General features: G+C 69.4%; 30 protein-coding genes and 2 tRNA genes. 16 read left to right on the top strand and 16 right to left on the bottom strand.

What is annotated here, in order from left to right:
* Positions 1-34 precede the first annotated feature (34 nt).
* Positions 35-111, bottom strand: a tRNA-Arg gene (locus tag FOY91_RS10940).
* A gap of 79 nt (positions 112-190) precedes the next feature.
* Here FOY91_RS10940 and FOY91_RS10935 point away from each other — a divergent pair.
* Positions 191-715, top strand: coding sequence for a hypothetical protein (locus tag FOY91_RS10935; RefSeq protein ID WP_145151416.1), 525 nt, complete (start codon positions 191-193; stop codon positions 713-715).
* Positions 716-929: 214 nt separating this feature from the next.
* On the opposite strand, the gene FOY91_RS10930 is transcribed toward FOY91_RS10935, so the two are convergent.
* A complete protein-coding gene (locus tag FOY91_RS10930; RefSeq protein ID WP_145151413.1) occupies positions 930-1,820 on the bottom strand; it encodes a bestrophin family protein in 891 nt (296 codons plus the stop codon).
* A gap of 78 nt (positions 1,821-1,898) precedes the next feature.
* Here FOY91_RS10930 and coaBC point away from each other — a divergent pair, with 78 nt between their 5' ends.
* Entirely contained in the window at positions 1,899-3,092 is a 1,194-nt protein-coding gene (coaBC, locus tag FOY91_RS10925; protein WP_145151410.1) for a bifunctional phosphopantothenoylcysteine decarboxylase/phosphopantothenate--cysteine ligase CoaBC, read from the top strand.
* 184 nt (positions 3,093-3,276) lie between these two features.
* A complete protein-coding gene (locus FOY91_RS21995; RefSeq protein WP_203234547.1) occupies positions 3,277-3,432 on the top strand; it encodes a hypothetical protein in 156 nt (51 codons plus the stop codon).
* A gap of 37 nt (positions 3,433-3,469) precedes the next feature.
* Here FOY91_RS21995 and FOY91_RS10920 read toward each other — a convergent pair whose 3' ends face one another.
* Complete coding sequence (locus FOY91_RS10920) at positions 3,470-3,661, bottom strand: DUF4169 family protein (RefSeq protein WP_145151408.1); 192 nt, start codon at positions 3,659-3,661, stop codon at positions 3,470-3,472.
* Positions 3,662-3,750: 89 nt separating this feature from the next.
* Here FOY91_RS10920 and rnc point away from each other — a divergent pair, with 89 nt between their 5' ends.
* Genes rnc through FOY91_RS10905 form a run of 3 tightly spaced genes read left to right on the top strand, consistent with a single transcriptional unit; the run spans position 3,751 to position 5,627 of the window.
* Complete coding sequence (rnc, locus tag FOY91_RS10915) at positions 3,751-4,425, top strand: ribonuclease III (RefSeq protein WP_145151405.1); 675 nt, start codon at positions 3,751-3,753, stop codon at positions 4,423-4,425.
* Complete coding sequence (gene era / locus FOY91_RS10910; RefSeq protein ID WP_145151402.1) at positions 4,422-5,345, top strand: GTPase Era; 924 nt, start codon at positions 4,422-4,424, stop codon at positions 5,343-5,345. The genes rnc and era overlap by 4 nt, the downstream gene beginning before the upstream one ends.
* 36 nt (positions 5,346-5,381) lie before the next feature.
* Entirely contained in the window at positions 5,382-5,627 is a 246-nt protein-coding gene (locus FOY91_RS10905; RefSeq protein ID WP_145151399.1) for a hypothetical protein, read from the top strand.
* Positions 5,628-5,666: 39 nt separating this feature from the next.
* Here FOY91_RS10905 and FOY91_RS10900 read toward each other — a convergent pair whose 3' ends face one another.
* The 4 genes from FOY91_RS10900 to FOY91_RS10885 form a co-directional block, all read right to left on the bottom strand.
* Complete coding sequence (locus FOY91_RS10900; RefSeq protein WP_145151396.1) at positions 5,667-6,002, bottom strand: phasin family protein; 336 nt, start codon at positions 6,000-6,002, stop codon at positions 5,667-5,669.
* An 80-nt stretch (positions 6,003-6,082) separates the two neighbouring features.
* A complete protein-coding gene (locus FOY91_RS10895; protein ID WP_145151393.1) occupies positions 6,083-8,080 on the bottom strand; it encodes a M3 family metallopeptidase in 1,998 nt (665 codons plus the stop codon).
* Between the two features lie 14 nt (positions 8,081-8,094).
* A complete protein-coding gene (locus tag FOY91_RS10890; RefSeq protein WP_145151390.1) occupies positions 8,095-8,910 on the bottom strand; it encodes a transglutaminase-like domain-containing protein in 816 nt (271 codons plus the stop codon).
* Positions 8,904-9,833, bottom strand: coding sequence for a transglutaminase family protein (locus tag FOY91_RS10885; protein ID WP_145151387.1), 930 nt, complete (start codon positions 9,831-9,833; stop codon positions 8,904-8,906). Before FOY91_RS10885 ends, FOY91_RS10890 begins: the two co-directional genes overlap by 7 nt.
* A gap of 17 nt (positions 9,834-9,850) precedes the next feature.
* Here FOY91_RS10885 and FOY91_RS10880 point away from each other — a divergent pair, with 17 nt between their 5' ends.
* Positions 9,851-10,672 (top strand): N-formylglutamate amidohydrolase, encoded by an 822-nt coding sequence (locus tag FOY91_RS10880; protein ID WP_145151384.1) that lies wholly within the window; start codon positions 9,851-9,853, stop codon positions 10,670-10,672.
* Here FOY91_RS10880 and FOY91_RS10875 read toward each other — a convergent pair.
* Positions 10,663-10,878, bottom strand: coding sequence for a hypothetical protein (locus FOY91_RS10875; protein WP_145151381.1), 216 nt, complete (start codon positions 10,876-10,878; stop codon positions 10,663-10,665). The two genes, FOY91_RS10880 and FOY91_RS10875, sit on opposite strands and share 10 nt — an antisense overlap.
* Positions 10,879-11,044: 166 nt before the next feature.
* Between FOY91_RS10875 and FOY91_RS10870 the strand changes: the two genes are divergently transcribed.
* From FOY91_RS10870 to FOY91_RS10850, 5 genes are all read left to right on the top strand, one after another.
* Complete coding sequence (locus FOY91_RS10870) at positions 11,045-11,410, top strand: DUF6481 family protein (protein ID WP_145151378.1); 366 nt, start codon at positions 11,045-11,047, stop codon at positions 11,408-11,410.
* Between the two features lie 21 nt (positions 11,411-11,431).
* Positions 11,432-11,923: a dUTP diphosphatase gene (gene dut, locus FOY91_RS10865; protein WP_338062078.1), complete on the top strand. Its 492-nt coding sequence runs from the start codon at positions 11,432-11,434 to the stop codon at positions 11,921-11,923.
* Between the two features lie 9 nt (positions 11,924-11,932).
* Positions 11,933-12,682 carry a HesA/MoeB/ThiF family protein gene (locus FOY91_RS10860; protein ID WP_145151375.1) on the top strand — a complete coding sequence of 250 codons (750 nt, stop codon included), beginning with the start codon at positions 11,933-11,935 and terminating at the stop codon, positions 12,680-12,682.
* Positions 12,661-13,041 carry a peroxiredoxin gene (locus tag FOY91_RS10855; protein ID WP_338062077.1) on the top strand — a complete coding sequence of 127 codons (381 nt, stop codon included), beginning with the start codon at positions 12,661-12,663 and terminating at the stop codon, positions 13,039-13,041. Before FOY91_RS10860 ends, FOY91_RS10855 begins: the two co-directional genes overlap by 22 nt.
* A gap of 126 nt (positions 13,042-13,167) precedes the next feature.
* Entirely contained in the window at positions 13,168-14,589 is a 1,422-nt protein-coding gene (locus FOY91_RS10850; protein WP_145151372.1) for an aldehyde dehydrogenase family protein, read from the top strand.
* Positions 14,590-14,792: 203 nt separating this feature from the next.
* Here FOY91_RS10850 and FOY91_RS10845 read toward each other — a convergent pair whose 3' ends face one another.
* The gene (locus tag FOY91_RS10845; protein ID WP_145151369.1) at positions 14,793-15,590 is read right to left on the bottom strand and encodes a 3-deoxy-manno-octulosonate cytidylyltransferase family protein; all 798 of its coding nucleotides are present in this window, start codon (positions 15,588-15,590) and stop codon (positions 14,793-14,795) included.
* Positions 15,591-15,599: 9 nt separating this feature from the next.
* Positions 15,600-16,607 (bottom strand): KpsF/GutQ family sugar-phosphate isomerase, encoded by a 1,008-nt coding sequence (locus tag FOY91_RS10840; RefSeq protein WP_145151367.1) that lies wholly within the window; start codon positions 16,605-16,607, stop codon positions 15,600-15,602.
* Positions 16,608-16,826: 219 nt separating this feature from the next.
* Between FOY91_RS10840 and FOY91_RS10835 the strand changes: the two genes are divergently transcribed.
* Complete coding sequence (locus tag FOY91_RS10835) at positions 16,827-17,921, top strand: HPP family protein (protein ID WP_238995532.1); 1,095 nt, start codon at positions 16,827-16,829, stop codon at positions 17,919-17,921.
* A 7-nt stretch (positions 17,922-17,928) separates the two neighbouring features.
* On the opposite strand, the gene FOY91_RS10830 is transcribed toward FOY91_RS10835, so the two are convergent.
* Entirely contained in the window at positions 17,929-20,379 is a 2,451-nt protein-coding gene (locus FOY91_RS10830) for a TonB-dependent receptor (RefSeq protein WP_420822880.1), read from the bottom strand.
* Positions 20,380-20,587: 208 nt separating this feature from the next.
* Here FOY91_RS10830 and FOY91_RS10825 point away from each other — a divergent pair, with 208 nt between their 5' ends.
* The gene (locus tag FOY91_RS10825; RefSeq protein ID WP_203234546.1) at positions 20,588-20,998 is read left to right on the top strand and encodes a hypothetical protein; all 411 of its coding nucleotides are present in this window, start codon (positions 20,588-20,590) and stop codon (positions 20,996-20,998) included.
* A 1-nt stretch (position 20,999) separates the two neighbouring features.
* On the opposite strand, the gene FOY91_RS10820 is transcribed toward FOY91_RS10825, so the two are convergent.
* On the bottom strand, positions 21,000-22,103 hold the full coding sequence (locus FOY91_RS10820; RefSeq protein WP_145151361.1) for an NADH:flavin oxidoreductase/NADH oxidase: 1,104 nt from the start codon (positions 22,101-22,103) through the stop codon (positions 21,000-21,002).
* 337 nt (positions 22,104-22,440) lie between these two features.
* Here FOY91_RS10820 and FOY91_RS10815 point away from each other — a divergent pair, with 337 nt between their 5' ends.
* Positions 22,441-22,668, top strand: coding sequence for a hypothetical protein (locus FOY91_RS10815; protein WP_145151359.1), 228 nt, complete (start codon positions 22,441-22,443; stop codon positions 22,666-22,668).
* Between the two features lie 9 nt (positions 22,669-22,677).
* On the opposite strand, the gene FOY91_RS10810 is transcribed toward FOY91_RS10815, so the two are convergent.
* Positions 22,678-23,031: a hypothetical protein gene (locus FOY91_RS10810; protein WP_145151356.1), complete on the bottom strand. Its 354-nt coding sequence runs from the start codon at positions 23,029-23,031 to the stop codon at positions 22,678-22,680.
* Positions 23,028-23,486 (bottom strand): hypothetical protein, encoded by a 459-nt coding sequence (locus tag FOY91_RS10805; protein WP_145151353.1) that lies wholly within the window; start codon positions 23,484-23,486, stop codon positions 23,028-23,030. The genes FOY91_RS10810 and FOY91_RS10805 overlap by 4 nt, the downstream gene beginning before the upstream one ends.
* Before the next feature lie 162 nt (positions 23,487-23,648).
* Here FOY91_RS10805 and FOY91_RS10800 point away from each other — a divergent pair, with 162 nt between their 5' ends.
* Positions 23,649-23,894, top strand: coding sequence for a DUF5818 domain-containing protein (locus FOY91_RS10800; protein WP_145151350.1), 246 nt, complete (start codon positions 23,649-23,651; stop codon positions 23,892-23,894).
* Between the two features lie 87 nt (positions 23,895-23,981).
* On the opposite strand, the gene FOY91_RS10795 is transcribed toward FOY91_RS10800, so the two are convergent.
* Positions 23,982-24,057: transfer RNA gene (locus tag FOY91_RS10795), tRNA-Ala, on the bottom strand.
* Positions 24,058-24,153: 96 nt separating this feature from the next.
* Positions 24,154-24,465 (bottom strand): TIGR02300 family protein, encoded by a 312-nt coding sequence (locus FOY91_RS10790; protein WP_145151463.1) that lies wholly within the window; start codon positions 24,463-24,465, stop codon positions 24,154-24,156.
* Positions 24,466-24,641 lie beyond the last annotated feature (176 nt).

The following is a 24,641-nucleotide window of genomic DNA, read 5'->3' as shown; positions in this document are numbered from 1 at the left end:
GGGCAAGCCCCCACCTGAATACCAATTGGATGATTGGTGCGCCCGGAACGATTCGAACGTCCGACCCTCAGATTCGTAGTCTGATGCTCTATCCAGCTGAGCTACGGGCGCGTTGGAGGGGTCTCTAGTCGGGTGTTTCGGTCCGCGCAACCCCGTTGCGGTCATTAATTTCGCCGCCTAGACCCGAGGTATGAGCCCCCTCCCCCATGTCGCCCTTGCCGGGCTTGCGCTGCTGTCCCTGTCCGCCTGCGCCGGCAGCGTGACCGCTTATCCCTCGCTGGCGCCGCGCCCGATCGAGCAGGGCGCCGGTGAGGCTGCGATGCCCGCCGTTGCCGCGCCTGTCGTGCTCGATCCGGCGGTTACGGCCCGCGCGGCGGCCTTGGTCGCACAGGCCCAGCGCGGCGAGGCGGCGGTGGAGACGGCGGCGCGCGGTACCTGCCCGACGATCTCACGCGGGCTGCGGGCCGCGAGCGGCAGCGAGGCGTGGGTCGCCGCGCAACAGGCGCTTTCGGTCGTCGAAGCAGCACGGCGGGACACCGCCTCCGCGCGCGACGACATCGAGGCGCTCGTGCTGGAGCAGGCGCGACTGGCCGAGGGGCAGCCCCACCCCGCCGACCTGTCGCCCTTGCTGGAAGCCGCGCAGGACATCGGCGCGCGCGATACCGCGCAGGCGGACCGGCTGGCGGCGATGCGCGCGGGCAACTGCCCCGGCTGACCACTTCGCTGACCGGCGGTCGTCTTCTCGGGCACGCTGTCGCCTGTATAAGGTGGGATCGGGCCGGACCGGGGTTCCGCCCCGCCGGGGATCCCGATCGCTACCGGCGGTCGGTCAAACAATGCCTCGTCGAATGTCGCCTCGTCACAGCGACGATATGCGCCCGTCGCCCTGGACCGTCCCCACCATCCGATGTCTTCGGATTATCCAAAGCCTACCACAGCACGCCCTTCACCGGCTCCAGCTTCGGCGGGGCCGGATCACCGATCGCCTCGAGCAGGTCGATCTCCACCGTCCGGCACATCGCGCTCAACGGTACGTCATGCACGTCGCCGGCGAACGGATCGACGAGATCGTCGCCGATCTGGAGGATGGCGAGGAACATCAGCCCGGCCACGGTGGAGCCGATCGGCGTCGCCCAGCCCAGCGTCTCGACCAGCCCGATCGGCAGCAGCACGCAGAACAGGCGGGCGAACAGCGCGGGGAAGAAACGGTACTGATAGGGCAGCGGCGTGTTCTTCAACCGCTCCATGCCGCCCTGCGCATTGGCGATGTCGACGAAGACGCGCTCGATCTGGGTCTGCTGGATCGTATCGAGCCACCCCGCCCGCTGCGATTCGGCCACGCGCCGGGCGCTGCCGTCGAGCAGGCCGTTGGCCGGGTTCGCGCGGGACAGCCCCTCCTGCGCCTCGGTTTCGCTCAGGAAGCGCAGCACCTCCGGCGCGGGATCCTGCCGGCGCAGCTGGCAGCGCAGCGCCTGCACGTAGGCGATCTGCCGCAACACCAGTGTGCGCTTGAGGTCGACCGCGTTGGGCGCGGCCGGATCGATGAAGGCATGCGCGGCGCGGGCGAGGTTGCGCGAGGCGTTGATCATCGCCCCCCACAGCACGCGCCCCTCCCACCAGCGTTGATAGACCGAGTTCACGCGGAAGCCGAGAAACAGCGCCACCGCCGAGCCGAACAGCGTGAGCGGCAGCGACGGCGCGTGGAACGGCAGGACGAAATACGTGACCGTCACCGCCACGTCCCAGATGAACAGGGCGGACAAGGGGCGATGCACCTCGCGGAAGATGCGGCCGAAACTCGGTATCGTCGGGATGATCATGCAATGCTCCGTGGCCGGAATAGACGTCCGAGGCGGCGGCTTGTTGCATCACGACCGCCGCTTCGCCAATACGGCAGGATGCAGGGCAGCCGCATTCTCCTGATCGTCGGCGGTGGGATCGCCGCCTACAAGGCATGCGAACTGGTGCGGTTGATCCGCCGCGCCGGCGCCTCCGTACGCTGCGTGCTGACCGAGGGGGGCGCCCATTTCGTGACGCCGATGACGCTGGCGGCGCTGTCCGAACAGCAGGTTCATACCAGCCTGTGGGATCTGAAGGACGAGGCCGAGATGGGCCATATCCAGCTCAGCCGGCAGGCCGACCTCGTCGTCGTGTGCCCCGCCACCGCCGATCTGCTGGCGCGGATGGCGGGCGGGCTGGCCGACGATCTGGCCACCACGCTGCTGCTCGCCACCGACAAGCCGGTGCTGGCGGTGCCCGCGATGAACGTACGGATGTGGCTGCACGCCGCCACCCGCCGCAACGTGGCGCGATTGCGCGAGGACGGCGTGACCGTGCTGGCACCCGACGAGGGCGCGATGGCATGCGGCGAATATGGCCCCGGCCGGCTGCCCGAACCGACCGCTATCCTCGCGGCGATCGAGGCGGCATTGGCGCCTGCCCCGGCCGGGCCGCTCGCCGGCCGCCATGTGCTGGTGACGGCCGGGCCGACGCACGAGCCGATCGACCCGGTGCGCTACATCGCCAACCGATCCTCGGGCAAACAGGGCTTCGCGATCGCCGGGGCGCTGGCGGCGCTCGGCGCGCGGGTGTCGCTGGTGGCCGGGCCGGTGACGCTGCCCACCCCGCCCGGCGTCACCCGCATCGACGTGGAAACCGCGCGGCAGATGGCGGCGGCGGTGGAGGCCGCCCTGCCCGCCGATGCCGCAGTGATGGTGGCCGCGGTGGCCGACTGGCATGTCGCCGATGCGACCGGGCAGAAGATCAAGAAGCGGGCGGACGGCGTGCCCCCCGCCATCGCGCTGGCCGAGAACCCGGATATCCTCGCGACCCTCGTGCGCTCTGCCCGCCGCCCCGCGCTGGTCGTGGGTTTTGCCGCCGAGACGCAGGACGTGATCGCGCTCGCCACCGCCAAGCGGGTACGCAAAGGGTGCGACTGGATCGTCGCCAACGACGTTTCCGGCGACGTGATGGGCGGCGCGGACAACGCGATCCACCTCATCACCGAAGACGGTGCCGACAGCTGGCCACAGCTGCCCAAGGCGGAGGTAGCGACGCGGCTGGCGGCACGCATCGCCGAGGCCATCGCCTGAGGGTGCAACATGTCGGGGGCGAAAACGCCTGACGATGCTCGCTCGATACGCCAACCGGAACCGACCGCATCATGGCCCGATGCGCCTCGCAGGAGGTCCGGAAGGCCTGCCGGCGGACCCTATCGCGTGGGGATGCGTTTCCCCACCACATCTTCTGTTGCAGCGCACCACGAAAGGATCATGCATGGACGTCACCCCCGCCAAGCCCCTCGGCAAGAGCATGGCAAAGGCCGCCGCGATCGGCGCCGTCATCGCCATTCCCGTGCCGTTCGTCGGGCCGATCATCGGCGCCGCCGCCGGGGCCGGCTATGCCTGGTACAAGAACAAGAAGCGCGTCTGACCGAACCGGCAGCGGGCGTCATCGGCGCCCGCTGCCGTCAGTCGTCTTCGATCCCACGGTCGATCGCAGCGCCGTCCAGCAGCCTTTGTTGTCGATCTTGGTCTTTGGCCTCGGCTGCTTTTTCCGCCTTGGTCCGGCCATGCAATGCCCGATTGGCTGCCGCCTGCACTCTGGCACCGTCCCGCGCCCGCTGCTTGCGCGCCTGGCGCAGGTTGATGATGTCGCCCATGCGCCCCACCCTGCCGCCACGGGCAAGTCTTGTCGATTGCCACGATTCACCGCTCGCCTGTCCGCGTCGCAAGCGGTAGGGCGCGCACGATGAGCGATCATGCCCTCACCCGCTGGATCACCGAGGCGCTCGGCCGCGCGCCGGACGACCACGCGCTGTACGTCCGCGCGCTCACCCACGGCAGCCACGGCAGCGATACCTACGAACGGCTGGAGTTTCTCGGCGACCGCGTGCTCGGCCTCGTGGCCGCCGCATGGTTGTACGAACGGTTTCCCGGTGAACCGGAAGGCAGCCTTTCACGCCGGATCAATGCCATCGTCAGCCGCGAGACCTGCGCGGCCATCGGCCGCGCGATCGGCCTGCCGCCCCATCTGCGGCTCGGCAAGCAGGCGCGCGACGACGGTGCGGTCGGCAGCGACAACGTGATCGGCGACGCGGTGGAGGCGCTGATCGGCGCGCTGTTCCTGGAAGGCGGGCTGCCCGCCGCCGATGCCTTCGTCCGCCTTCGTTGGTCCGGGCTGGTCGATGGACAGCAGCAGGCGCCGCGCCATCCCAAGTCCGCGCTGCAGGAATGGGCCGCCGCCAACCGCTGCCGCCCGCCGGTCTATTCGCTCGACGCGCGCACCGGCGCGCACCATGCCCCCCGCTTCACCGTATCCGTCGCACTGCCCGGCCGCCTGGGTGCCACGGCTTCCGCCGAAGGATCGTCGAAGCAGGAGGCCGAAACCGCCGCCGCGCTGGCGCTGCTGGAGAAACTGAATTGACCGACCTGCCGCATACCCCCGACCTCGACCGGCAATCCTGCGGCCTCGTCGCCGTCGTCGGCGCGCCGAACGCGGGCAAGTCCACGCTGGTAAATGCGCTGGTCGGCCAGAAGGTGGCGATCGTCAGCCCCAAGGCGCAGACGACGCGGGTGCGGCTGATGGGCGTGGCGATCGAGGGCGACGCACAGATCCTGCTGGTCGATACCCCCGGCATCTTCGAGCCGCGCCGCCGGCTCGATCGCGCGATGGTGGCCGCCGCATGGACGGGCGCCACCGATGCGGACCTGATCGCGTTGGTGATCGATGCCAAGACCGGCATCAACGCCAAGCTGAACATGCTGATCGAGGGGCTGGCGCAGCGGCGCGAGGCGCGCATCGTGATCCTCAACAAGGTGGACGTGACGCCGAAGGAAAAACTGCTCGAACTGGCGGTGCGGCTGAACGATGCGCTGGCGCCCGAGGAGATCTTCATGGTCTCCGCCGCCACCGGCGACGGCATCGCCGGACTGAAGGCGGCGCTGGCCAGGCGCGTGCCCGCCGGGCCGTGGCACTTCCCCGAGGACCAGGTATCCGACGCGACGGACCGTATGCTCGCGGCCGAAGTGACGCGCGAGCAGCTCTACCTCCAGCTTCATGCCGAACTGCCCTACGCCAGCGCAGTGGACACCGAGAAATATGAGGAGCGCAAGGACGGGTCGGTCGCCATCCACCAGCAGATTCTCGTCGGCCGCGATACGCAGCGCGCGATCGTGCTGGGCAAGGGCGGCGCCCGCCTGAAGGAGATCGGCAGCCGATCGCGCGAGGAACTGGGGAAGCTGCTCGGCAAGCAGGTTCACCTGTTCCTCCACGTCAAGGTGAAGCCGGACTGGGAGGAAGATCGCGGCCTCTATCGCGACATCGGGCTCGACTGGGTCGATTGAGGCGTTGGGGGTGCGAACAGGCTGAGAGGAACGACCATGGCCGAGACGCCGACCGACCCGCTGGCGCTGATCCAAACCCTGGTATCGGCATGGAACAAGGGCATCACGGAGACGTCCGCCAAACCGGCCGTGCCGACGATGCCCGCGACACCGGATGGCGGTCACGCTGAGATCGTCGCCCGGCTCACACTGGTCGAGGAACGACTGCTGCGGATCGAGGCACTGCTCGTCACCGCAGCGGCGGAACGCGCCGCCAGGCCGAAACGGGTACGCAAGACCTGATATGCCGCGGCCCACCCAGGCCGCGGCACATCCGCACGATCACTCCTCGCGTTTGCCGGGCGGGGTCATCATCGCGCGACCGAAGCGGGTGATGAGATCGCCGATCTGGCGTGCCTGCTCCACGCTGCGGTTGCTCTGCTCGCGCACGTAATCGCCCTGCACCTTCATCAGCTCCGCGGCGGACGTGGCGCCGGCGGCGGCACGCAGCGCCGCGAATGCCTGGCGTGAGTTCTGCTCGGCATGGTCCAGCACGGTCAGGCTGATCGCCGAGCTGTTCTCCGCCGCCTTGGTGCCCACGCCGCGCAACGCCTCACCTGCCGCCTTCAACGGTTCGGTGATGCGATCGGTCGCCGATTTGCCCGTGTCTTCCGCCATCGTTCATCCCCTCGTCGTGCCAGCCCAATGTCGGGCCATATCGTCAACGCCGCAACCGCAATGTCGTTCAGGCCGGTCGCTCAGGCCGCCAGCCCCCGTGCCCGCAGCAGCGCTCCTTCGTCCGGCCCGCGCCCGCGAAACGCGACGAATGAGTCCATCGGATCGCGGCTGTCGCCCCGCGCGAGGATCTCGTCGCGGAAACGGCGGGCGGGGTCCGCGTCGAAGATGCCGCCCCCCTCCTCGAACGCGCCGAACGCATCCGCATCGAGCACCTCGGACCAGAGATAGCTGTAATAGGCGCTGGCATAGCCGCCATCGAATACATGGGTGAAATAGGGGAGCCGGTGGCGCATCCCGATCACCGGCGGGCAACCGAGCCGGTCCAGCACCACGCGCTCGAATCCGGCGACATCGCCGGGTGCTTCCCTGTGCAACGCCAGATCGACGAAGGCGGAGGCGAGAAACTCCACCGTGGCGAAACCCTGCCCGTAGGTATCGGCCCGGCCCAGCGCGACGATCAGCGCGTCCGGCACGTCGAACCCGCGCAGCACCTCCGGCGCGATGATCCAGTGCTCCATGAACTTGCTCGGGAACTCGACGAAATCGCGCGCCACGCTAGTGCCGGCGAGGCTGGGGTAGGTCACGTTCGACAGCAGCGCATGGAGCGCGTGGCCGAACTCGTGAAACAGGGTACGCGCCTCGTCGACCGACAGATGCGCGTCGGCGCCGTCCGCCCCCCTGGTGAAATTGGCGACCGTATAGACGATCGGCCGCACATCGCCGTCCATCCGCTCCTGCGTGCGCAGGCTGCCCATCCACGCGCCGCCATGTTTTTCGGTGCGGGCGAGATAATCGGTATAGATCAGCCCCACCGGCGCCCCGGCGGCATCCGTGACGCCCCAGGCCGAAACGTCGGGATGATAGACCGGCAGGTCCGGCCGCGCCTCGAACCGCAGGCCGTAGAGTTTTCCCGCCGCGCCGAACGCCGCGGCGCGCACGCTCTCCAGCGTGAGGTGTTCGGCGAAGGCGGCGCCATCCAGCGCATAGCGTTCGCAGCGCACCCGTTCGGCGTAATAGCGCCAGTCCCACGCGGCGAGCAGGAAGCCGCCGCCGTCCGCCTCCACCAGCCGTTGCAGTTCGGCCTGTTCCTCCAGCGCGCGCCGACGTGCAGGCGCCCACACCCGCAGCATCAGCGCCTCGGCGGCCTCGGGGCGGGCGGCCATGCTGTCGTCCAGCTTGTAGTCCGCGAAGGTGGCGTAGCCGAGCAACCGGGCGCTTTCGGTACGCAATGCCACGATCTCGGCGATCAGCGGATTGTTGTCCTGCGCGTCGCCATCGCAGCGGCCGGTGAAGCCGCGCCACATCCGCTCGCGCACGTCGCGGCGGGCGGCGAAGGTGAGCACCGTCTCGTAATCGCCGCGATCAAGCGTGAAGAGGTAGCGGCCGGCATGGCCCTTGCGCGCCGCCCGCGCGGCGGCGGCGCTGCGGGTGGCGGGGGGCAGGCCGTCCAGTTCGTCCGCGTCGAGCAGCATCTCCCACGCCATCGTCGCCGCCAGTACGTTCTGGCCGAACCGCACGGAAAGCTGGCCGAGCCGCTGGTCGATCTCGCCGAACCGCGCCTTGTCCGCCGGCGACAGGGCCGCGCCGCCGCGCACGAACCCCTTGTAGCTGTTCTCCACCAGCCGCCGCTGTTCGGGTGTCAGCCCGGCGGTATCACGGGTTTCCCACACCGCCGCCACACGCGCGAACAGCTTCGGGTCATGGCTCACGGCGGTGCCGTGGGCGGTGAGCAGCGCCGACACGTCCGCCTCGATGGCACGGATGCCCTCGTTCGCCTGCGCGCTCGACAGCGTCCAGAAAAGGCGGCGGATACGGCCGAGCCGTTCACCCGATCGCTCCAGCGCCGCCATGACGTTATCGAAATCGGCCGGCGCGGGGTCGTCGGCGATGGCGGCGAGCTCCGCGCGGTTCTCGGCGATCGCCACCTCGAAGGCGGGGAGAAAGTCGGTCGCCGCCACCTCGTCGAACGCGGGCGCCCCCAGCGGGTTGGTCCATGCCTCAAGCAGCGCGTGCGCCATCGCCCCCTCCCGGTTCAGTCGGTGTCCGTCACCTCGTCGGTCTGTACCACGAAGTTGACGAGGGCGGCAGGGCCGAACGCGGTGGTCAGCGCGGTGTCGGTCGCGTCGCGGCCCTGCGCCATCAGGATGCGGCCGATGCGCGGGCGGTTGTGGCGCGCATCGAAGGTGTACCAGTCGCCCGCCAGATAGACGTCGAACCAGGCGCTGAAATCCATCGGCGCATCCATCTTCGGCACGCCGATATCGCCCAGATAGCCGGTGCAGTAGCGTGCCGGAATGTTCATGCAGCGGCACAGCGTGATCGCCAGATGGGCGAAATCCCGACACACGCCCACCCGCTCCTGATAGCCGTTCCACGCGGTGCGATCGGACCGGGCATATTCGTAGCCGAAGGTGATGTGATTGTGGACGAAGTCGACGATCGCCTGCACCCGCTCCCGCCCGTCGACGATGTGGCCGAACATGCCCCAGGCGGGCTGCATCAGCCGGTCCGTCTCGCAGTAACGGCTGCCCAGCAGGAACATCAGCACCTCGTCCGGCAGGCTTTCCACCGGCATCTGCGGCCCCCAAGGCGGCGCGGTATCCACGAGGCCGCTGTCCTCGATGGTGAAGGCCGCGCTCAGCGTCAGCCCGCCCGGCGGCACCGTCACGCGGGTGCACACGTTGCCGAACACGTCGATGTAATCGTACATCGGCACGTCCGGGCTGGCGACCAGCCGCTGCGGCGTCTGCAGGTCCTTGTTGCGCGACGGGTGGATGCTCAGCATCGCCAGCATCGGCGTGGCGAAATCTGTCTCGAAACGGATATCATAGCCGGCGCGGATCAACATGTGGCAGGACTCCCGGCTACCGCCTGACGGGCGGAGGTTGGTGGTTCGACGGCGTCTTCGAGGGTGATTTCCACGCTCACGTCCATGCCGGCGGCGCTGCTCGGCATCCCGGCCCAGGTGCCGGACAGCGGCACCGCCTGATACGGATCGCGCGCCACCGCCACGCGGACGAGGCCGCGGTTGCCGACGATGCCGTTGGTGGGATCGAACTCCACCCAGCCGGAGCCGGGCAGGAACACGCGCACCCACGCATGGGTGTTGCCGCCGCCTACCCGCCCCTCGCCGCGCGAGGGATTATAGACGTAGCCCGACACGAACCGCGCCGCGAAACCGAGCGCGCGCACCGCCTCGATCATCAGCACGGCGAAATCGCGACAGGTGCCCTGCCGCTTCTTCAGCGTCTCGATGGGCGTCTGCGTGCCTTTCTCGTGGCGCGGCACGTAGGTGAACTCGCTGCGGATCCGCATCGCCATGTCCGAGAGCAGGCCGACCGTATCTGTGGCGCCATCATTCCGGACGAAGCCGCGCGCCCAGGTATCGACCACGCGGTACGGATCATGATGCTGCCGCTCGATCGAGCGCAGCAGATCGGGCATGTCCTCGGAGGCGTAGGTGAACGGGTAGCAGCGGGCGTAGGCCTCCACGTCGATCTGGTGGTGGGCGACGGGCGCATGTTCCAGCCGCACGGTGCTGTGGAACCGCAGCCCGGTGGCGCGCCCCTCGAACCGGGCGATGGCGACCGAGTTACCGAACACATCGTGCAGCCAGCGCAGATCGGCGGGGGCCGGATCGATATCCAGCCGCGCCTCGATGAGCCGCTGGTCGTAGCTTTCACGGGGGCGCACCATGATGCGGTGCTCGCCGAATGACACGGGCTGGCGATACTTGTAATGGGTGACGTGTTCTATCGTCAGCACCGGCATCGGCAGGATCTCCGCACATGGCTTCCCCAGAGTATCCCGGGCGACAGGCCGATCCCGCGAACGGACCCGGCCTGCTGGCGACGGATGATCCGGCGCCAGTCGCGATACTCAACCCAGCAGCATCCTCGCCGTTCCTTCTGATCGGCGATCATGCGGGTTTGAAGATCCCCAAGTCGCTCGATTCGCTAGGCGTATCAGATGCCGATCTGGCCCGCCATATCGCCTGCGACATCGGCGTGCAGGAAACCGGCACCTTGTTGGCGGGCGATCTGGACGCCTGTTTCATCCACCAGATCTATTCGCGGCTGGTGATCGACTGCAACCGGGACCCGACCGCCGACGATGCGATCCCGGCGCGATCCGACGGCGCCGACATCCCCGGCAACCACGCACTTGATGCAGCGGCGCGGGCGACGCGCGTGGCAGCCATCCACGCCCCGTACCATGCGGCGATCGCTGCGGAGATCTCGCGACGGACGGCCGCGGGCCGGCCGACCGTCCTCGTCGCGCTGCACAGTTTCACGCCGGTGATGGCCGGCGCGGCGCGACCATGGGATATCGGCATCCTATACGATCGCGGCGACGCCCGCTTCGCGGTCGCGGTGCTGGCGCATCTCGCCGCGCAGACCGACTTCGTCACCGGAGACAACGAGCCCTATCGGATGGACGAAACGGACCATTCCGTCCCCCGCCATGCGTGGACGGCCGGCCTGCCCTATGTCGAGGTGGAGTTCCGCCAGGATCACCTTGCCGCCCCCGGTGGCCCGAGGCTTTGGGCGACGCGGTTCGGCGCTGCGCTGCGTGCCGCGCTCCCCGCCGCACAACCCGCTCAGGGGTGACGGTCGATCGGTGAGGCGCCGGGTACGGGGTCGACGCCGTAGGTCGCCCGCGCGCTTTCGGCGGCCTCGGCCTCGGTCGGGAACAGGTCGGGCAGCATTTCCGCCTCGCGTCCGTTGCCGCCCGTCATCCACGACACCGCGAGGCGAAAGCCATGCCTGTCCTCGTCCGGCACGATCGAGACCTTCTCCAGCTTCCTGTCCGCCATCGAGTCGCGCCTTCATGCGTGGTAACGAGGCAACGGCTGCCCCGATTGACCCCGCGCAGAGCGTGCGAACCCGCCGATCGTTCCGCTTGGGGGGCTTGAAAGGGTTGCCACAGGCCCGATCTATTTCGTAGGCGGGCCCGAACGACAAGGACGACTCACAGGTATCATGGCAGGTTTCAAGGATCCCAGTTTCAACGATCGTGCCGCCGCCGCCGCCAAGGCGAAGCAGGCCGCGCTCGAAAAGTTCAAGGCCAAGCCCGTGCTGGACGAGGCGACGCTTGCCGCACGCCGCGTCGCCGAGGAGGCGAAGGCTGCGCGCGAGGCGGAGCGCCGCGCTGCCCGCACCGCCGCCAAGGAAGCCGCCGAGCAGGAAAAGCTGGCAGCGATCGCCGCCAAGGAAGCCGCCGCCCGCGAGGCGGAGGAAGCCAAGGCGCGCGAGGAGAGCGATAATATCGCCCGCCAGATCGAGCTGCTCGCCGAGCAGAAGGCCGCGCGCGATGCCAAGTATGCCGCCCGCAAGGCGCGCAAGTAATCTACGGTAAGGACATGGTCGTTGGCTGACGCTCCTGCCGGGCTGCGGCCGACAATCGAACTGCGCGTGCTCGATCAGCGCCTCCATGAATGGGGGCTGCCACGCTACCAGACGGCGATGTCTGCCGGGATCGACCTGCACGCCTGCATCGACGCGCCGCTGACGTTGCAGCCGCAGGCACCAGCGGTGCTGATCCCCTCCGGCATCGCGGTGCTGATGAACGATCCCCACCTCGCCGCCTTCCTGCTCGCCCGCTCCGGCATGGGCCACAAGAAGGGGCTGGTTCTGGGGCAGGCGGTGGGCACGATCGATGCCGATTACGCCGACCAGATCTTCATCAGCGCGTGGCTGCGCACCCCGCCCGGCAGCGAGCCGCTGACGATCGAGCCGGGCGACCGCATCGCCCAGCTCGTGTTCGTGCCGATCGCGCGGCCCGAGTTCTCGCTGGTCGAGACGTTCAGTGCCACCACGGCGCGCGGCACGGGCGGGTTCGGTTCGACCGGGCACCGCTAGGCGCCCGCGATGCTCACCGACGACCAGCTCGACCGCTACGCCCGCCACATCGTGCTGCGCGAGATCGGCGGCGCGGGGCAGCGGCGGTTGCTGGGCGCCTCGGTCGCGGTGGTGGGCGCGGGCGGCATCGGCTCGCCGCTGATCCAGTATCTCGCCGCTGCCGGTGTCGGTCGTCTTTCCCTGTTCGACGACGATATTGTCGCGCTCTCCAACCTCCAGCGCCAGACGATCTATGCCACCGCCGACATCGGCGCCCCCAAGGTGGAGGCCGCCGCCGCCGCCGTGGCGCGGATCACGCCGGACGTGACCGTCACGACCCATGCGCTGCGGCTGGACGCCACGAATGTCGCCGGGCTGCTGGCGGGGCATGACGCGATCGTCGACGGCTGCGACAATTTCGCGACCCGCCTCGCCGTCGCCGATGCCGCGCTGGCCTTGCGCATTCCGCTCGTCTCGGCGGCGGTCGGGCCGTTCGAGGGGCAGTTGGCAGTGTACCGCGGGTGGGAGGCCGGGCGCCCCTGCTATCGCTGCTTCGTCGGCGACGACCCCGACCGGGCGGAGGCGACGTGCGCCGATCAGGGCGTGCTCGGCGCGCTTACCGGCGTGGTCGGCAGCCTCGCCGCGCTGGAGGCGTTGCGTGCGATCGTGCCGTTCGGGGAGGACAGCGCCGGCAAGCTGCTGCTGATCGACGCGCTCTCGTTGCGATTCCGCACGGTGAAGCTCCCCAAGGACCCGGGGTGCCGGTGCGCCACGGCATGAAGGGCCTGACGATCATCGCCGCTGATCTTTCATCCGAGCGGTTCCGCTGCGCGCTGTCGCTGGCGGCGGCACAGGCGGCGCTGGGCGGGCGGGCGCGCCTCTTCTGCCAGGGCGAGGCGGTGGCACTGCTGCGCCCGCCGGTGCAGGGCATCGAGGACGACGCGCACGAGGACGCCGGCCTGCCGACGCTGGACTTGCTGTTCGAGGAGGCACTCGGCCTCGGCGTCACGATCATCGCCTGCCAGTCCGGCATGGCGCTGACGAACACGGACGCGCGCACGCTGGATGCCCGCATCACCTTCGGCGGCATGGTGAGCGTGTTGCAGGCGCTGGGCGACGACCGGCTGCTGTGCGTCTGACAGTTCGTTCCGGCACCAGCCCCCGCAAACGGCACGATCGCCTCGCCCGGCGCTGAAAACGGCACCTTATCAGGCGCCGCACCCGCCAGACAAAGCGGTGAACGCCACGCCCGAGGAACCCCACCGATGCCCGTCGCCAACCAGACCCGGCTCTATATCGACGGCGCATGGACCGATGCCGCCGCCACCCTGATCCCGGTGGTGAACCCGGCGACAGGGGCCGAGATCGGCCGGGTCGCCTCGGGCACCGCAGCGGATGTCGATCGTGCAGTGGCGGCGGCGAAACGGGCGTTTCCCGCCTTCTCGCAGTCTGGCGTGGCGGAACGGCTGGCGCTGCTCGGCCGCATCGAGGCGCTGCTGGAGGCGCGCGCCGAAGATTTCGCGCAGGCGATGACGATGGAGATGGGCACCGCGATCGGCTTTGCCCGCACATCGCAGGTGCCGTTCGCCATCGCCCATGTGCGGGTGCAGCGCGAGGTGCTGGAACGCTACGAATGGGTGTCGCAGGCCGATGCGCTGGCGGTGACCAAGGAACCGATCGGCGTCTGCGCGCTGATTACCCCGTGGAACTGGCCGCTCTACCAGATCACCGCCAAGGTGGCCCCCGCCATCGCCGCCGGCTGCACCGTGGTGCTGAAGCCGAGCGAGCTTTCGCCATTCAGCGCGCTGCTGTTCGCGCAGGTGATGCACGATGCGGGGGTGCCGGCGGGCGTGTTCAACCTCGTCGGCGGCACGGGGGAGGTGGTGGGCGCAGCGCTGTCCGCCCATCCCGATGTCGACATGATCTCGATCACCGGCTCGACCCGCGCCGGCGTGCTGGTGGCGCAGGCGGCGGCGGTGACCGTCAAGCGCGTGGTGCAGGAACTGGGGGGCAAGTCCCCCAACCTGTTCCTCGACGATGCCGATTTCGCCACCGGCGTCGCCAAGGGCGTGCTGGCGGGGATGCGCAACGTCGGCCAGTCGTGCAGCGCGCCGACGCGGATGCTGGTGCCGGCGTCGCGGCTGGCGGAGGTGGAGACGCTGGCGGCCGAGGCGGCGAACGCCATCGTGGTGGGCGATCCGCTGGACGAGGCCACCGTGATGGGGCCGATCGCCAACCTGCCCCAGTTCGACCGCGTGCAGGCGATGATCGAGGCCGGGATCGCCGGGGGCGCGAAACTGATCGCAGGCGGGCCGGGCCTGCCCGAGGGGCAGGAGGCCGGGCTGTTCGTGCGGCCGACGGTATTCTCGGAAGTGACCCCCGACATGCGGATCGCGCGCGAGGAAATCTTCGGCCCGGTGCTGTGCATCATCCCCTATGCCGACGAGGAGGAGGCGATCGCGATCGCCAACGACACCGTCTATGGCCTGGGGTCGCACCTCCAGTCGGCCGATCCGGTGCGCGCGCGACGGGTGGCGGGCCGCATCCGCGCGGGGCAGGTGCTCATCAACTATCCGGCATGGAACGGCCACGCACCGTTCGGCGGCTACAAGCAATCGGGCAACGGCCGTGAATATGGCGTCCACGGCTTCGAGGAATATCTGGAGACGAAGGCGATCATCGGCTGACGGGCGGGCAGGGCTGGCTGACGGGCGGCCGGCGCACATCCGACGGGTGGCAGGCACTCAAACCCACCACGTCACCCCGGCCCCGTTCCGGGGTCCACCCCCGCCGCAAACGCCGCATCGAGAAATTGAAGGTCATCGATCGCAGGAACGTGGACCCTGGAACAAGTCCGGGGTGACGTTTACGGTACGCCCCGCCCCGCCCCCTACGCGATCCCGCGCGCGGCGAGCATCGCCTCGATCACCGGCACGTCGGCCGGGTTGTTCAGCTCCCACAGGTCGGCGGCTTCGGCCTCCACCACGGCCACGGGCAGGCCGGCGTCGAGAAAGCGGAGCTGCTCCAGCCCCTCCAGCGTCTCCAGCGGCGAGAGCGCCAGCGTGGGATAGGCCGTCAGCGCGGCGCGCGTGTAGCCATAGACGCCGACGTGGAGGAACACCGGCAGGCCCGGTTCATCCATCCGGTCCTCCGGCACATAGGGGATCACGCGCTTGGAGAAATACAACGCCTCGCCCGCGCGGTTCAGCACCACGGTGGTGCCGCCGACGCGCCCGGCCTTCTGATCCGCCACCAGCCGGCGGTAAAGCTCAGGCGCGCAGCGCAGCGCCGGGGTGGCGACCCCTGCCCCCTCCCCGCCGCGCAACCGCTCGATCAGGCCGGTCACCATCGCCGCCGGGGTCAGCGGGGCATCGCCCTGCAGGTTCACCACGATGTCCACGGCATCCGGCAGCCCGGCCAGCGCGGCGGCGCAACGCTCGGTGCCGTTGGCGCAGGTCTCGGGCGTCATCACCACGCGCGCGCCGAACGCCTCGGCAGCCTCGCGGATGCGGTCATCGTCGGTCGCCACCACGACATGATCGACGCCGGGCACGGCCATCGCCGCCTCCCAGCTGCGGCGGATCAGCGATTTCGCCTCGCCACCCGCGCCGCGCAGCAGCGCCAGCGGCTTGGCCGGGTAGCGGGTGGAGGCATAGCGCGCCGGGATGACAATAGCGGTGGCGGTCATGCGTAACCCTCAAACGGTGCCGAGGCGGAGGAAGTCGTGGACGTGGACGAGGCCGACCGGCCGGCCCGGCGCGGCCACGTCGGTCACGAACAGGGAGGTGATGCGGCACTGCTCCATCAGCGCCACGCAATCCTCGGCGAAGGTGTCGGCGGTCACCGTCACCGGGTCGCGCGTCATCACCTCCACGGCGGTGGCGTCCATCAGTTCGTCGATGTGGCGGCGCAGGTCGCCATCGGTGATGACGCCTACCAGCCGCCCGTCCGCATCGACGACGCCCGCCACGCCGAAGCTCATCGAGGTCATCCGCACGATCACCTCGCGCATGGGCATGGCCTGCTGCACCAGCGGCAGCGTCTCGCCCAGATGCATGATCGCCGACACGCGGGTGAGCCGCTGGCCGATCGACCCGCCCGGATGCAGCGCCTGCAATCCCTCGCGCGAGGTGCCGCGCGCGTGCATCGTCGCCATCGCGAGCGCATCGCCCAGCGCCAGCATCAGCACGGTGGAGGTGGTGGGCGCGATATTGGCCGGGCACGCCTCGCGCGCGGGCGGCAGCACCAGCGTCACGTCGGCATGGCGCAGCACCGGCGCGTCGCGGCGGGAGGTGATGCCGATCACCGGCACCGCCAGCGCCTGCGCGTGTGCCACGATCGAGCGCAATTCCGGCGTGCCGCCCGAGTTGGTGAAGGCGAGCAGCACGTCGCCCGGCACCAGCATCCCCAGGTCGCCATGCGACGCCTCGGCCGGATGGACGAAGATGGCGGGCGAGCGGGTGGAGGCGAGCGTGGCGGCGACCTTGCGCGCGATATGGCCGGACTTGCCCATGCCGGTCACGACGATGCGGCCCGTCGCCTCCAGCAACAGCGACACCGCCTGCACGAACGTGTCGTCCAGCGACGCGCCGAGCTGGGCGAGCGCGGCCGCCTCCAGATCGACGACCTCGCGGCCGCGTCGCAGCAATTCCTGATCTCCGACCGGGCCGTGCCTGTGCGACGAGCGAACCAAACCGAGCGCCATGTCAGAACCTCACGCAAAGCCGGGCGAAGCCCGATCAGGCGGCCGGTGCTAGGCGGCGGGGCACGCAATTGCAACGCAAGCAACCGCAGGGCACGGCCGGACCGGCGCTTTGCCGGCCGACTGTTGCCGCGCCGCCGCATCGATCGCCCCGGATGCTGGGCAGCGGCGGCGGGCTGGTGTAGCCCGGCCGCCCGTTTTCCGTCGACGATGCGAGGCCGCATGATCCGACCCCTCGAAGCGCTTCGCCGGCTGGCCCCGGCCGGCCGTCTCGGCTGGCCGCGCGCGTGCGTGGGGGCGCTGTGCGGCATCGTGCTGACCGGGCTGCTCTGCCGGCTGACGCTGGGGCCCGGGGCGCTGCCGTTCCTGATCGCGCCGATGGGCGCCTCGGCGGTGCTGCTGTTCGCGGTGCCGGCCAGCCCGCTCGCCCAGCCGTGGTCGATCGTCGGCGGGAATACGCTGTCGGCACTGGCGGGCATCGCCTGCGCGCTGGCCATTCCCGATCCGGTATTCGCCGCCGGCGCGGCGGTGGCGCTGGCCATCGCGGTGATGAGCATGGCGCGCTGCCTGCACCCGCCCGGCGGGGCGGTGGCGCTGACGGCGGTGATCGGCGGCCCGGCGATCGCAGCGGCAGGGTGGAGCTTCGCGCTGGCGCCGGTGGCGCTCAACTCGGTGGTGCTGCTGGCGATCGGCTGGCTGTTCAACAACGCCACGCGCCATGGCTACCCGCACCGCGTGGCCGCCGTGTCGGTCAATCTCCACCGCACCGCGGACGCGCCGGCGCAGGACCGGGTGGGCTATACGCGCGCCGATCTCGATGCGGTGCTCGCCCGCTACGACGAACTGCTCGACGTGAGTCGCGACGATCTCGACGCGCTCTTCCGGCAGGTGCAGACGCAGGCCTACCGCCGGCTGCACGGCGTGATCCGATGCGACCGGATCATGTCGCGCGATGTCATCACGGCCGGCACCGCGCAGGGCGTGGGCGAGGCGCGCGACCGGCTGCTGGCGCACCGCCTCGCGGCGATGCCGGTGGTGGACGCCGACGGGCGCGTCGCCGGTCTCGTCCGCCACGCGCACCTGCTCGCCGGGGCGGGGCGCACGGTCGGCGAGGTGATGGACGGATCGCCCTGCCTCGCCTCCCCCGATACGCCGATCGACCAGCTGCTGCCGGTCCTGTCGGGCGGCCGCTACCACGAGGCGATCGTGGCGGACGGCGACGGCCGCCTGCTCGGCCTCATCACCCAGACCGACCTGCTCGCCGCCCTCTGGCGCGGGCATGTCGCCGAGCAGGTGACGGCGGGCGGCGCGGCCTAGCCGTTCCTCAGAAGGTCAGCCGCAGCGTCGCGCCATAGGTGCGCGGGTCGGCCGGCTGGCCGACGATCAGGCCGGTGTTGCCCGATTGCAGCGCCAGCACCTCGTAGTAGTTCTTGTCGAACACGTTGCGGACCCAGCCGAACAGATCCCACTTGTTCTCCGTACGGAAGCCGGCACGCACGTTGAACAGCGCATAGCCGGCGATATCGGTATAGGCCGACCGCGACGGGTTGGACGAAAATTTGGAGCGGTAGCTGCCATCCACGCCCAGATAGGTCTGCGCGTCGTCGCCGATCAGGCGGACCGGCACGGCATATTCACCACCGAACGAGGCCGACCATTTCGAGATGCCCGGCAGCCACTGGCCCGAGATGTTGCAGTTGGCCGGGCTGACCCCGCCCGGCGTGCCGGGTGCGCTTGCCACCGCGCCGGTCGACCCGCCGGAAAGCTCGGGCGGGCACGGCGCATCGGTGAACTTCACATATTCGTGATCGGTGAAGGCGCCGCTGGCATACAGGTTGAGGCCCTGCACCGGCCGCACCGAGAAATCCGCCTCGAAGCCGCGCACGCGCACCTTCTGCGCATTGGCGAGGTAGCCGCGCAGCACGCCGAGCTGGCCGTTCGTCACGGTCGCCTGATAGTCGTTGATCTCGGTCCAGAAGCCGGACAGGTTCAGCGTGGCGCGGCGATCGAGGAACTGGGTCTTCAGGCCCACCTCGTAATGATTCACCTTCTCCGGCTTCACCGAACCGGCGCTCAGGATCGGGTTGTTGTTCGCATCCAGCGGCAGGCCGGAAAGGTTGATGCCGCCCGATTTGAAGCTGCGCGCATAGGTGGCATAGGCTAGCACGTCGCGCGCGACGTCGTAGGAGGCGGTGAAGTCGCCCGAGACGTTCCAGTCGCTGAATTTCGGGCTGTAGCTTTGCGGCGCGAGCACGCCGCGCTGGTCGGCGTTCAGCGTGGTGCTGCCCGTGCCGGTGGTGACGATGGCGGTGTAGGCGCCGGTCTTCTTGTCGTAGTTGACCCGCAGGCCCGGCTGTAGCCGCAGGCGATCGGTGATATGCCACGTCAGCTGGCCGAAGGCGGCGACGCTGGTGTTCTTGAAATCGATGTCGTTGACCGAGGTCAGCCCGTTCAGCACCACAGGATTGCAGGCGGCGGTCGTCGCCGTGGCGCAGCCGCGCGATCCGGCGGGCACGTTGCCGGGGTTGAGCAGGAAGCGGCTCGCCGCCGGCCCCTGCACCTGCAGGCCCGACGTGTGCAGCTTCTGGTGGAAGCCGAAGAGGCCTGCGACATAGTCCAGCTTGCCGCTGGTGCCGGCATAGCGGAATTCCTGCGTCCACTGCCGCTGCCGCGACGGGTTGGCCGAAACGGTGGTGATCGGCAGGCCGGTGAAATCGCGGTCGTTCGACGGATCCCAGTTCCAGAACCGCCAGGCGGTGACCGAGGTGAGCGAGCCGTTGCCCAGTTCCAGCTCGGCGCGCAGCGAGGCGCCGCCGATCTCCTGCTTGGCCTTCAGCGGCGTATCGAGGTCGGTTACGCGATCGAATGCATCGGTGCTGGGCGGAGCGTAGTTGAATGCGGCGGCAAGGGCGGCGAACTGGCGGTTGAGCGGGCGCTGGGTGGCGCCCGTCCGCACATAGATCTGCGCGCAGCAATCGGGGTTCTGGCGGTTGTAGTCGCCGGCGAAGGTAAGGTCGAGCGTGTCGGTCGCCTTCCACAGCAGCTGCCCGCGCACGCCCAGATTGTCCTGCGCGTTCACATGCTTGTCGGTCGTCACGTTATAGATCGTGCCGTTGCGCGTGGTGGTGGAGCCGGCGAGGCGGATCGCCACCTTGTCGCCGATCAGCGGGCCGGAGACGGAGCCCTTGACCTGTACCAGCCCCAGGTTGCCGATCGACACCTCCGCGCGGCCTTCCGGCGTGAAGCTGGGCGCGCGGGTGGTGATGTTGATCGCGCCGGCGGTGGTGTTCTTGCCATAGAGCGTCCCCTGCGGGCCGCGCAGCACCTCGACCCGCTCGACATCGACGAAGTCGAACGTCGCCGAGGCGATGCGGCTGTAATACACCTGGTCGATGTAGATCCCGACGCCCTGCTCGATCCCGTCGTTGGTCAGCCCGAACGGCGCGCCCAGACCACGGATGTTGGCGGCGGAATTGCGCGGATTGGTCGAGTAGAATTGCAGGCTGGGTTGAAGCTGGGTGAGCTTGGCCACGTTGAAGCTGCCGGTCGCCTCGATCGCCTTGGCATCCACCACCGAGATCGCCAGCGGCACGTCCTGCACCGCCTCCTGCCGGCGGCGCGCCGTGACGAGGATTTCGCCGCCTGTTTCCGCCGCGCCATCGGCGGCGGGGGCGGCATCGTCGGCGGGGGCGGCGAAGGCGGCGGGCGCGATCAGCATGGTGGAGCCGGCCAGTGCGGCAAACAGGGCCTGTCGCCAGCGGGCGCTCGGCTGCATCGAAACCATCGGATCATTCCCCCTGAGACGGCTGCCCGCCTTCATTGCCTATCGTATGAGTAGAGATAGCCGATCCATGATTTTCGCAAAGCGAGTAAATCTATCATGCGCGCCTAGCCATGCTTCACGCGGGACGGGGCCAGGGCCGCTCAGCGCGCGTTCAGCGGTGATCGGGCAGGATCGCCCGGATAATCACCGGAGGCCCGCGATGCCCATCTCCCGATCCCTGATCCTCGGCCTGTTGCTGGCCGCCGCCGCGATGCCGGCCGCCGCAGCCCCCGCGCGCGACAACGCCAAGGGTGAGGCAAGCCTCGCCAAAATGCTGGCGGGCCGCGTCCCCGGCCCGCCGGTGGATTGCCTGACGACCAACCGGATCCAGTCCAGCGAGATCGTCGACCGGACCGCGATCGTCTATCGCGTCGGCGGCACGCTGTACGTGAACCGGCCGCAATCCGGCGTGGAGTCGCTCGACCGCGGCGACATCCTCGTCATCAGCACCTCGCTGCCGCAGCTTTGCAGTATCGACGTGGTGCGGCTGATCGACCAGACCAGCCGCTTCCACTCCGGCTTCGTGGGGCTTGGCCCGTTCGTGCCCTACGCCCGCCCCGACGCGAAATAGCTCAGCTCTCGAAGAGGTCGCGGTAGCGGCGCGGCTGGCAGCGCAGATACTGCGGCGGGGCGTGGACGGTGGCGCCCAGGTGCGCGGCGGCATGCCACGGCCAGCGCGGATCGTAGAGGATGGTGCGGGCCAGCGCGATCAGGTCGGCGTCGCCGGTGCCGACGATCGCCTCGGCCTGCTCGAAATCGGTGATGAGGCCGACGGCGATCACCGGGATATCCACCGCCTGTTTCACCGCGCGCGCCAGCGGCACCTGATAGTTCGGCCCGGTCGGGATCTGCTGGGCCGGATCCAGCCCGCCGCTGGAAACGTGGATGGCGGCACAGCCGCGCGCGGCCAGTGCCTCGGCGAAGGCGATCGTCTGGGCGGTATCCCAGCCCCCCTCCACCCAGTCCGTGCCGGAAACGCGCATCGTGACCGGCCGGTCCGCAGGGAAGGCGGCGCGCACCGCATCGAACACCTCCAGCGGGAAGCGCATCCGGTTCTCCAGGCTGCCGCCATAATCGTCCTCGCGCCGGTTGGAGAGCGGCGAGAGGAACTCATGGAGCAGATAGCCGTGCGCGCCGTGCAGTTGCACCGCATCGATCCCTAGCCGCGCCGCGCGCACCGTCGCCGCCACGAAGGCGTCGCGGATGCGCGCCAGCCCTGAAGCGTCCAGCGCGACCGGCGGCGCGTCGTCCTTGCCGAAGGCCAGTGGCGACGGCGCCTCGGTCTGCCAGCCGTTCTCCGCATCGAGGGCGATCTGCGCGCCGCCAAGCCACGGCAGATCGGTGGAGGCCTTGCGCCCGGCGTGGGCCAACTGGATCGCGATCGGCATCGGCGACCAGCGCCGCACGCCCTCGATCGTCCGCCCCATCGCCGCCTCGCAGGCATCGTCCCACAGGCCGACGTCGCTGAAGGTGATCCGGCCCTCGGGCGTGACGGCGGTGGCCTCGATCGTCAGCAGCGCCGCGCCGGAGTGGGAAAGCTGGCCGAGGTGGATCAGGTGCCAGTCGGTCATGCAGCCGTCCACCGCCGAATACTGGCACATCGGCGCGATCACGATGCGGTTGGCGAGCGCGAGGCCGCCCACGTCGAAAGGTTCGAACAGCGTCGGTCCGGTCATGCGCGTCACTCCGTGGATGTCTTTTCGGGGGATCGGGGTATCGGCCTGACCAATGCGCGATCGGTCCGGATTGATCCGGACGGGGTGGGCGTATCGGCCGGTGTCATGCAAATCCCGCTCCCCCGGGTACACGTCGTCTCGCGCACGGGCTACGAAACCGGCGGCGACCGGCAGGTCGCGTGGAACGATCGCCATCGCCGCCCTTCCCTGTCGCCTTCGCCGACAAGGGCGGCTGGCGGAGTAGCTGCTCGCACCCCGCCGGCGGAACTACGCGGCGGACGGCGCGCTTGTCGCGGACAGGCGCACCGCGCATAGGGCGGCGCACAGGGAGATTATCATGGCATTTCAAATCAAGCGCAAAGGCCCGGTGGGCGCGGCCGTCCATGTGCGCGACAGTTTCGAGGACGCCGTCCACCTCGCCCACGGCTTCATTCAGGAGCGGGTGCCCAAGCTGCGGACCTCGATGACCAACCTCAAGACCGGCGACACGCTGGATGAAACCGCGATCGAGGAAGCCGCGCTGTCCGTCCGCAAGCGCACCCGCCCGGCAGTCGCCGACGCCTGAGCAGGCCTCTCAGCGGTCCTCGCACTTGCGGAAGGCCCGCTCGACCTGATCGGCCCATTGCCCCTGCGCCTCATACTGCCCCAGTTGCGCCGCCGTCCGGGCGACCCGCTCGGAAGAGGTCGCTGGCATCTTCTGGTCGCGCAGCGGCTTGGGTCGTGACTCCCGTAACCTGGCGATATCGGCGACAGTCGGGCAGCGACGCACCTCGACATGCGGTATCGCCGACGGCCTCGCGGCCGGAGGCGCAGCCGGCACGCTGGCGGGTACCGCAACCGGGGCGGCGACCGGCGGCGGCGTGGTGGTGCAGCCGGCGAGCGACAACGTCACCGGCAGCAGGCAGGCGATCCGGACGCGGCCGCTCATTGCCACCCGCCCCACGCCGCCTTGCTGTCATCCTCGATCGCGGAGACGTCCTGCCCGGCGATGCCGCTGGACTCGCGCCCGCGCAGGCGGCCGATACTATTGGGGCCGATACCAGCCGGGCGCGACGTCCCCTGCCCCGCAGTGCGGCCCGCACTGGATGAAAGCCGCATCACCTCGATGGCGGTATCGCGTTGCGAGATCAGTTCGGCCAGCGCCTCGGGCGCTTCCGCCGGATCGAGCCGGGAACCCTTGCCCGCCCCGCCGGTCGATCGTTCGCCGCGCTTGATCTGGGCGAGGATGGCCGCCTGCCATTCCCGAAGCGCCGCCGCTTCCTGCCGCGTATCGGCCAGCGTGGCACGCATCACGAACAGTTCGGTGGCGAGTGCCGCCACGATCACCAGCACGGCGACGATGGCGACCAGCCGGGGCGCCCGCTTTCCCGCACCGCTTCTCATCTTCGCCTTTCGATCCGCCTCGCCCGGAGGTGCCAATGGCGCGAGCCTAGCAGGCCCGGACGGCGCGGGCGACCCGGAAACCCCGGGTGGTTGCGTGTTCCTGCCAAAGGCGTAGGTTAACGGCCGGAGAGGACGCCCCAACGACAGACAGGGAGATGTTCCATGGCCGACAGCGCCGTTCCGCACCTGCTTCCCGCCGCCCGCGTCCGGCCGTGCCGCGTCGTGGGCCGTTTCGTCGACAAGGACAATTGCTTCGCGCTGCGCGATCGCGGCGGCACCGAGATCTGGCTGGAGATGGAGCAGATCCCGCTCCACCTGCTCGATCAGGACGTGGAGGTATCGGGCCGGCGCTATGGCACCGATCTGATCTGGGTCGAGGCGATCGGCCCCGTACCGACCCGATCCTGACACGCCCGCCTCACGGTCCCATGCGCCGGACATGAAAAAGGCGCCCGTCGGGGCGCCTCATTCATCCGATATTCGCTACCGGGGGGTTGGTGGAGCCGTGGGGGATCGAACCCCAGACCTTCGCAATGCCATCGCGACGCTCTCCCAGCTGAGCTACGGCCCCGAACCCTGTTTCCCGATCGGCTGGAACGACCGGGGAGGGCGCCCTTTAGATCAGGCTTTTCTCCCCGGCAATCCCTCTTTTCGGTTTTTACGTTTTTTAGTGCTCGTCGTCGTCGCCGCCGGTGACGACACCGATGTCGTCGTCGCCGCCCAGGTCGACGTCGTCGTCGGGGCTCGGCTCCTCGTCGTCGGGATCCTCATCCTCGGACAGGTCGGAATCGTCCTTCTCCTTCTCCACCTCCTTCTTGGGGGCGTCGTAAGGCATCGGCTGCTTGGACTTGAGGACGGGATCGGGTTCCCAGGCGGCATCGCATTCGATGCAGCTGACGGGATTGTCCTTGCCCAGATCATAGAAGCGGGTGCCGCACTTCGGGCAGGTCCGCTTGGTGCCCCATTCAGGTTTCACCACGCGACAGGTCTCCGGATCAAAAGGGATAAACGCGGCCGGCAACACTGCCGCCACGAACGCGGCGCGCCTTGCCATAGCGGAGCACCGCTGTCAAAAGCCGCGCCGACGGGCCGGGCGCCACGCGCCCTCGTTCACCCACCCCGAAACGCCACGGAAAGGCCCCGATCGAGCATGTC

It is taken from the genome of Alterirhizorhabdus solaris, from assembly GCF_007785815.1.
In the GTDB taxonomy this organism is placed as follows: Bacteria; Pseudomonadota; Alphaproteobacteria; order Sphingomonadales; family Sphingomonadaceae; genus Alterirhizorhabdus; species Alterirhizorhabdus solaris.
The sequence above is the reverse complement of the archived record's forward strand: the minus strand, read 5'-3'. Positions and strand labels throughout refer to the sequence as shown.

Bases quoted from the DNA above. Each gene is read 5' to 3' on its own strand.
- FOY91_RS10935 (WP_145151416.1), top strand. From the start codon at position 191: ATGAGCCCCCTCCCCCATGTCGCCCTTGCCGGGCTTGCGCTGCTGTCC.
- FOY91_RS10930 (WP_145151413.1), bottom strand. From the start codon at position 1,820: ATGATCATCCCGACGATACCGAGTTTCGGCCGCATCTTCCGCGAGGTG.
- coaBC (WP_145151410.1), top strand. From the start codon at position 1,899: ATGCAGGGCAGCCGCATTCTCCTGATCGTCGGCGGTGGGATCGCCGCC.
- FOY91_RS21995 (WP_203234547.1), top strand. From the start codon at position 3,277: ATGGACGTCACCCCCGCCAAGCCCCTCGGCAAGAGCATGGCAAAGGCC.
- FOY91_RS10920 (WP_145151408.1), bottom strand. From the start codon at position 3,661: ATGGGCGACATCATCAACCTGCGCCAGGCGCGCAAGCAGCGGGCGCGG.
- rnc (WP_145151405.1), top strand. From the start codon at position 3,751: ATGAGCGATCATGCCCTCACCCGCTGGATCACCGAGGCGCTCGGCCGC.
- FOY91_RS10905 (WP_145151399.1), top strand. From the start codon at position 5,382: ATGGCCGAGACGCCGACCGACCCGCTGGCGCTGATCCAAACCCTGGTA.
- FOY91_RS10900 (WP_145151396.1), bottom strand. From the start codon at position 6,002: ATGGCGGAAGACACGGGCAAATCGGCGACCGATCGCATCACCGAACCG.
- FOY91_RS10895 (WP_145151393.1), bottom strand. From the start codon at position 8,080: ATGGCGCACGCGCTGCTTGAGGCATGGACCAACCCGCTGGGGGCGCCC.
- FOY91_RS10890 (WP_145151390.1), bottom strand. From the start codon at position 8,910: ATGTTGATCCGCGCCGGCTATGATATCCGTTTCGAGACAGATTTCGCC.
- FOY91_RS10885 (WP_145151387.1), bottom strand. From the start codon at position 9,833: ATGCCGGTGCTGACGATAGAACACGTCACCCATTACAAGTATCGCCAG.
- FOY91_RS10880 (WP_145151384.1), top strand. From the start codon at position 9,851: ATGGCTTCCCCAGAGTATCCCGGGCGACAGGCCGATCCCGCGAACGGA.
- FOY91_RS10875 (WP_145151381.1), bottom strand. From the start codon at position 10,878: ATGGCGGACAGGAAGCTGGAGAAGGTCTCGATCGTGCCGGACGAGGAC.
- FOY91_RS10870 (WP_145151378.1), top strand. From the start codon at position 11,045: ATGGCAGGTTTCAAGGATCCCAGTTTCAACGATCGTGCCGCCGCCGCC.
- FOY91_RS10860 (WP_145151375.1), top strand. From the start codon at position 11,933: ATGCTCACCGACGACCAGCTCGACCGCTACGCCCGCCACATCGTGCTG.
- FOY91_RS10850 (WP_145151372.1), top strand. From the start codon at position 13,168: ATGCCCGTCGCCAACCAGACCCGGCTCTATATCGACGGCGCATGGACC.
- FOY91_RS10845 (WP_145151369.1), bottom strand. From the start codon at position 15,590: ATGACCGCCACCGCTATTGTCATCCCGGCGCGCTATGCCTCCACCCGC.
- FOY91_RS10840 (WP_145151367.1), bottom strand. From the start codon at position 16,607: ATGGCGCTCGGTTTGGTTCGCTCGTCGCACAGGCACGGCCCGGTCGGA.
- FOY91_RS10835 (WP_238995532.1), top strand. From the start codon at position 16,827: ATGATCCGACCCCTCGAAGCGCTTCGCCGGCTGGCCCCGGCCGGCCGT.
- FOY91_RS10830 (WP_420822880.1), bottom strand. From the start codon at position 20,379: ATGCAGCCGAGCGCCCGCTGGCGACAGGCCCTGTTTGCCGCACTGGCC.
- FOY91_RS10825 (WP_203234546.1), top strand. From the start codon at position 20,588: ATGCCCATCTCCCGATCCCTGATCCTCGGCCTGTTGCTGGCCGCCGCC.
- FOY91_RS10820 (WP_145151361.1), bottom strand. From the start codon at position 22,103: ATGACCGGACCGACGCTGTTCGAACCTTTCGACGTGGGCGGCCTCGCG.
- FOY91_RS10815 (WP_145151359.1), top strand. From the start codon at position 22,441: ATGGCATTTCAAATCAAGCGCAAAGGCCCGGTGGGCGCGGCCGTCCAT.
- FOY91_RS10810 (WP_145151356.1), bottom strand. From the start codon at position 23,031: ATGAGCGGCCGCGTCCGGATCGCCTGCCTGCTGCCGGTGACGTTGTCG.
- FOY91_RS10805 (WP_145151353.1), bottom strand. From the start codon at position 23,486: ATGAGAAGCGGTGCGGGAAAGCGGGCGCCCCGGCTGGTCGCCATCGTC.
- FOY91_RS10800 (WP_145151350.1), top strand. From the start codon at position 23,649: ATGGCCGACAGCGCCGTTCCGCACCTGCTTCCCGCCGCCCGCGTCCGG.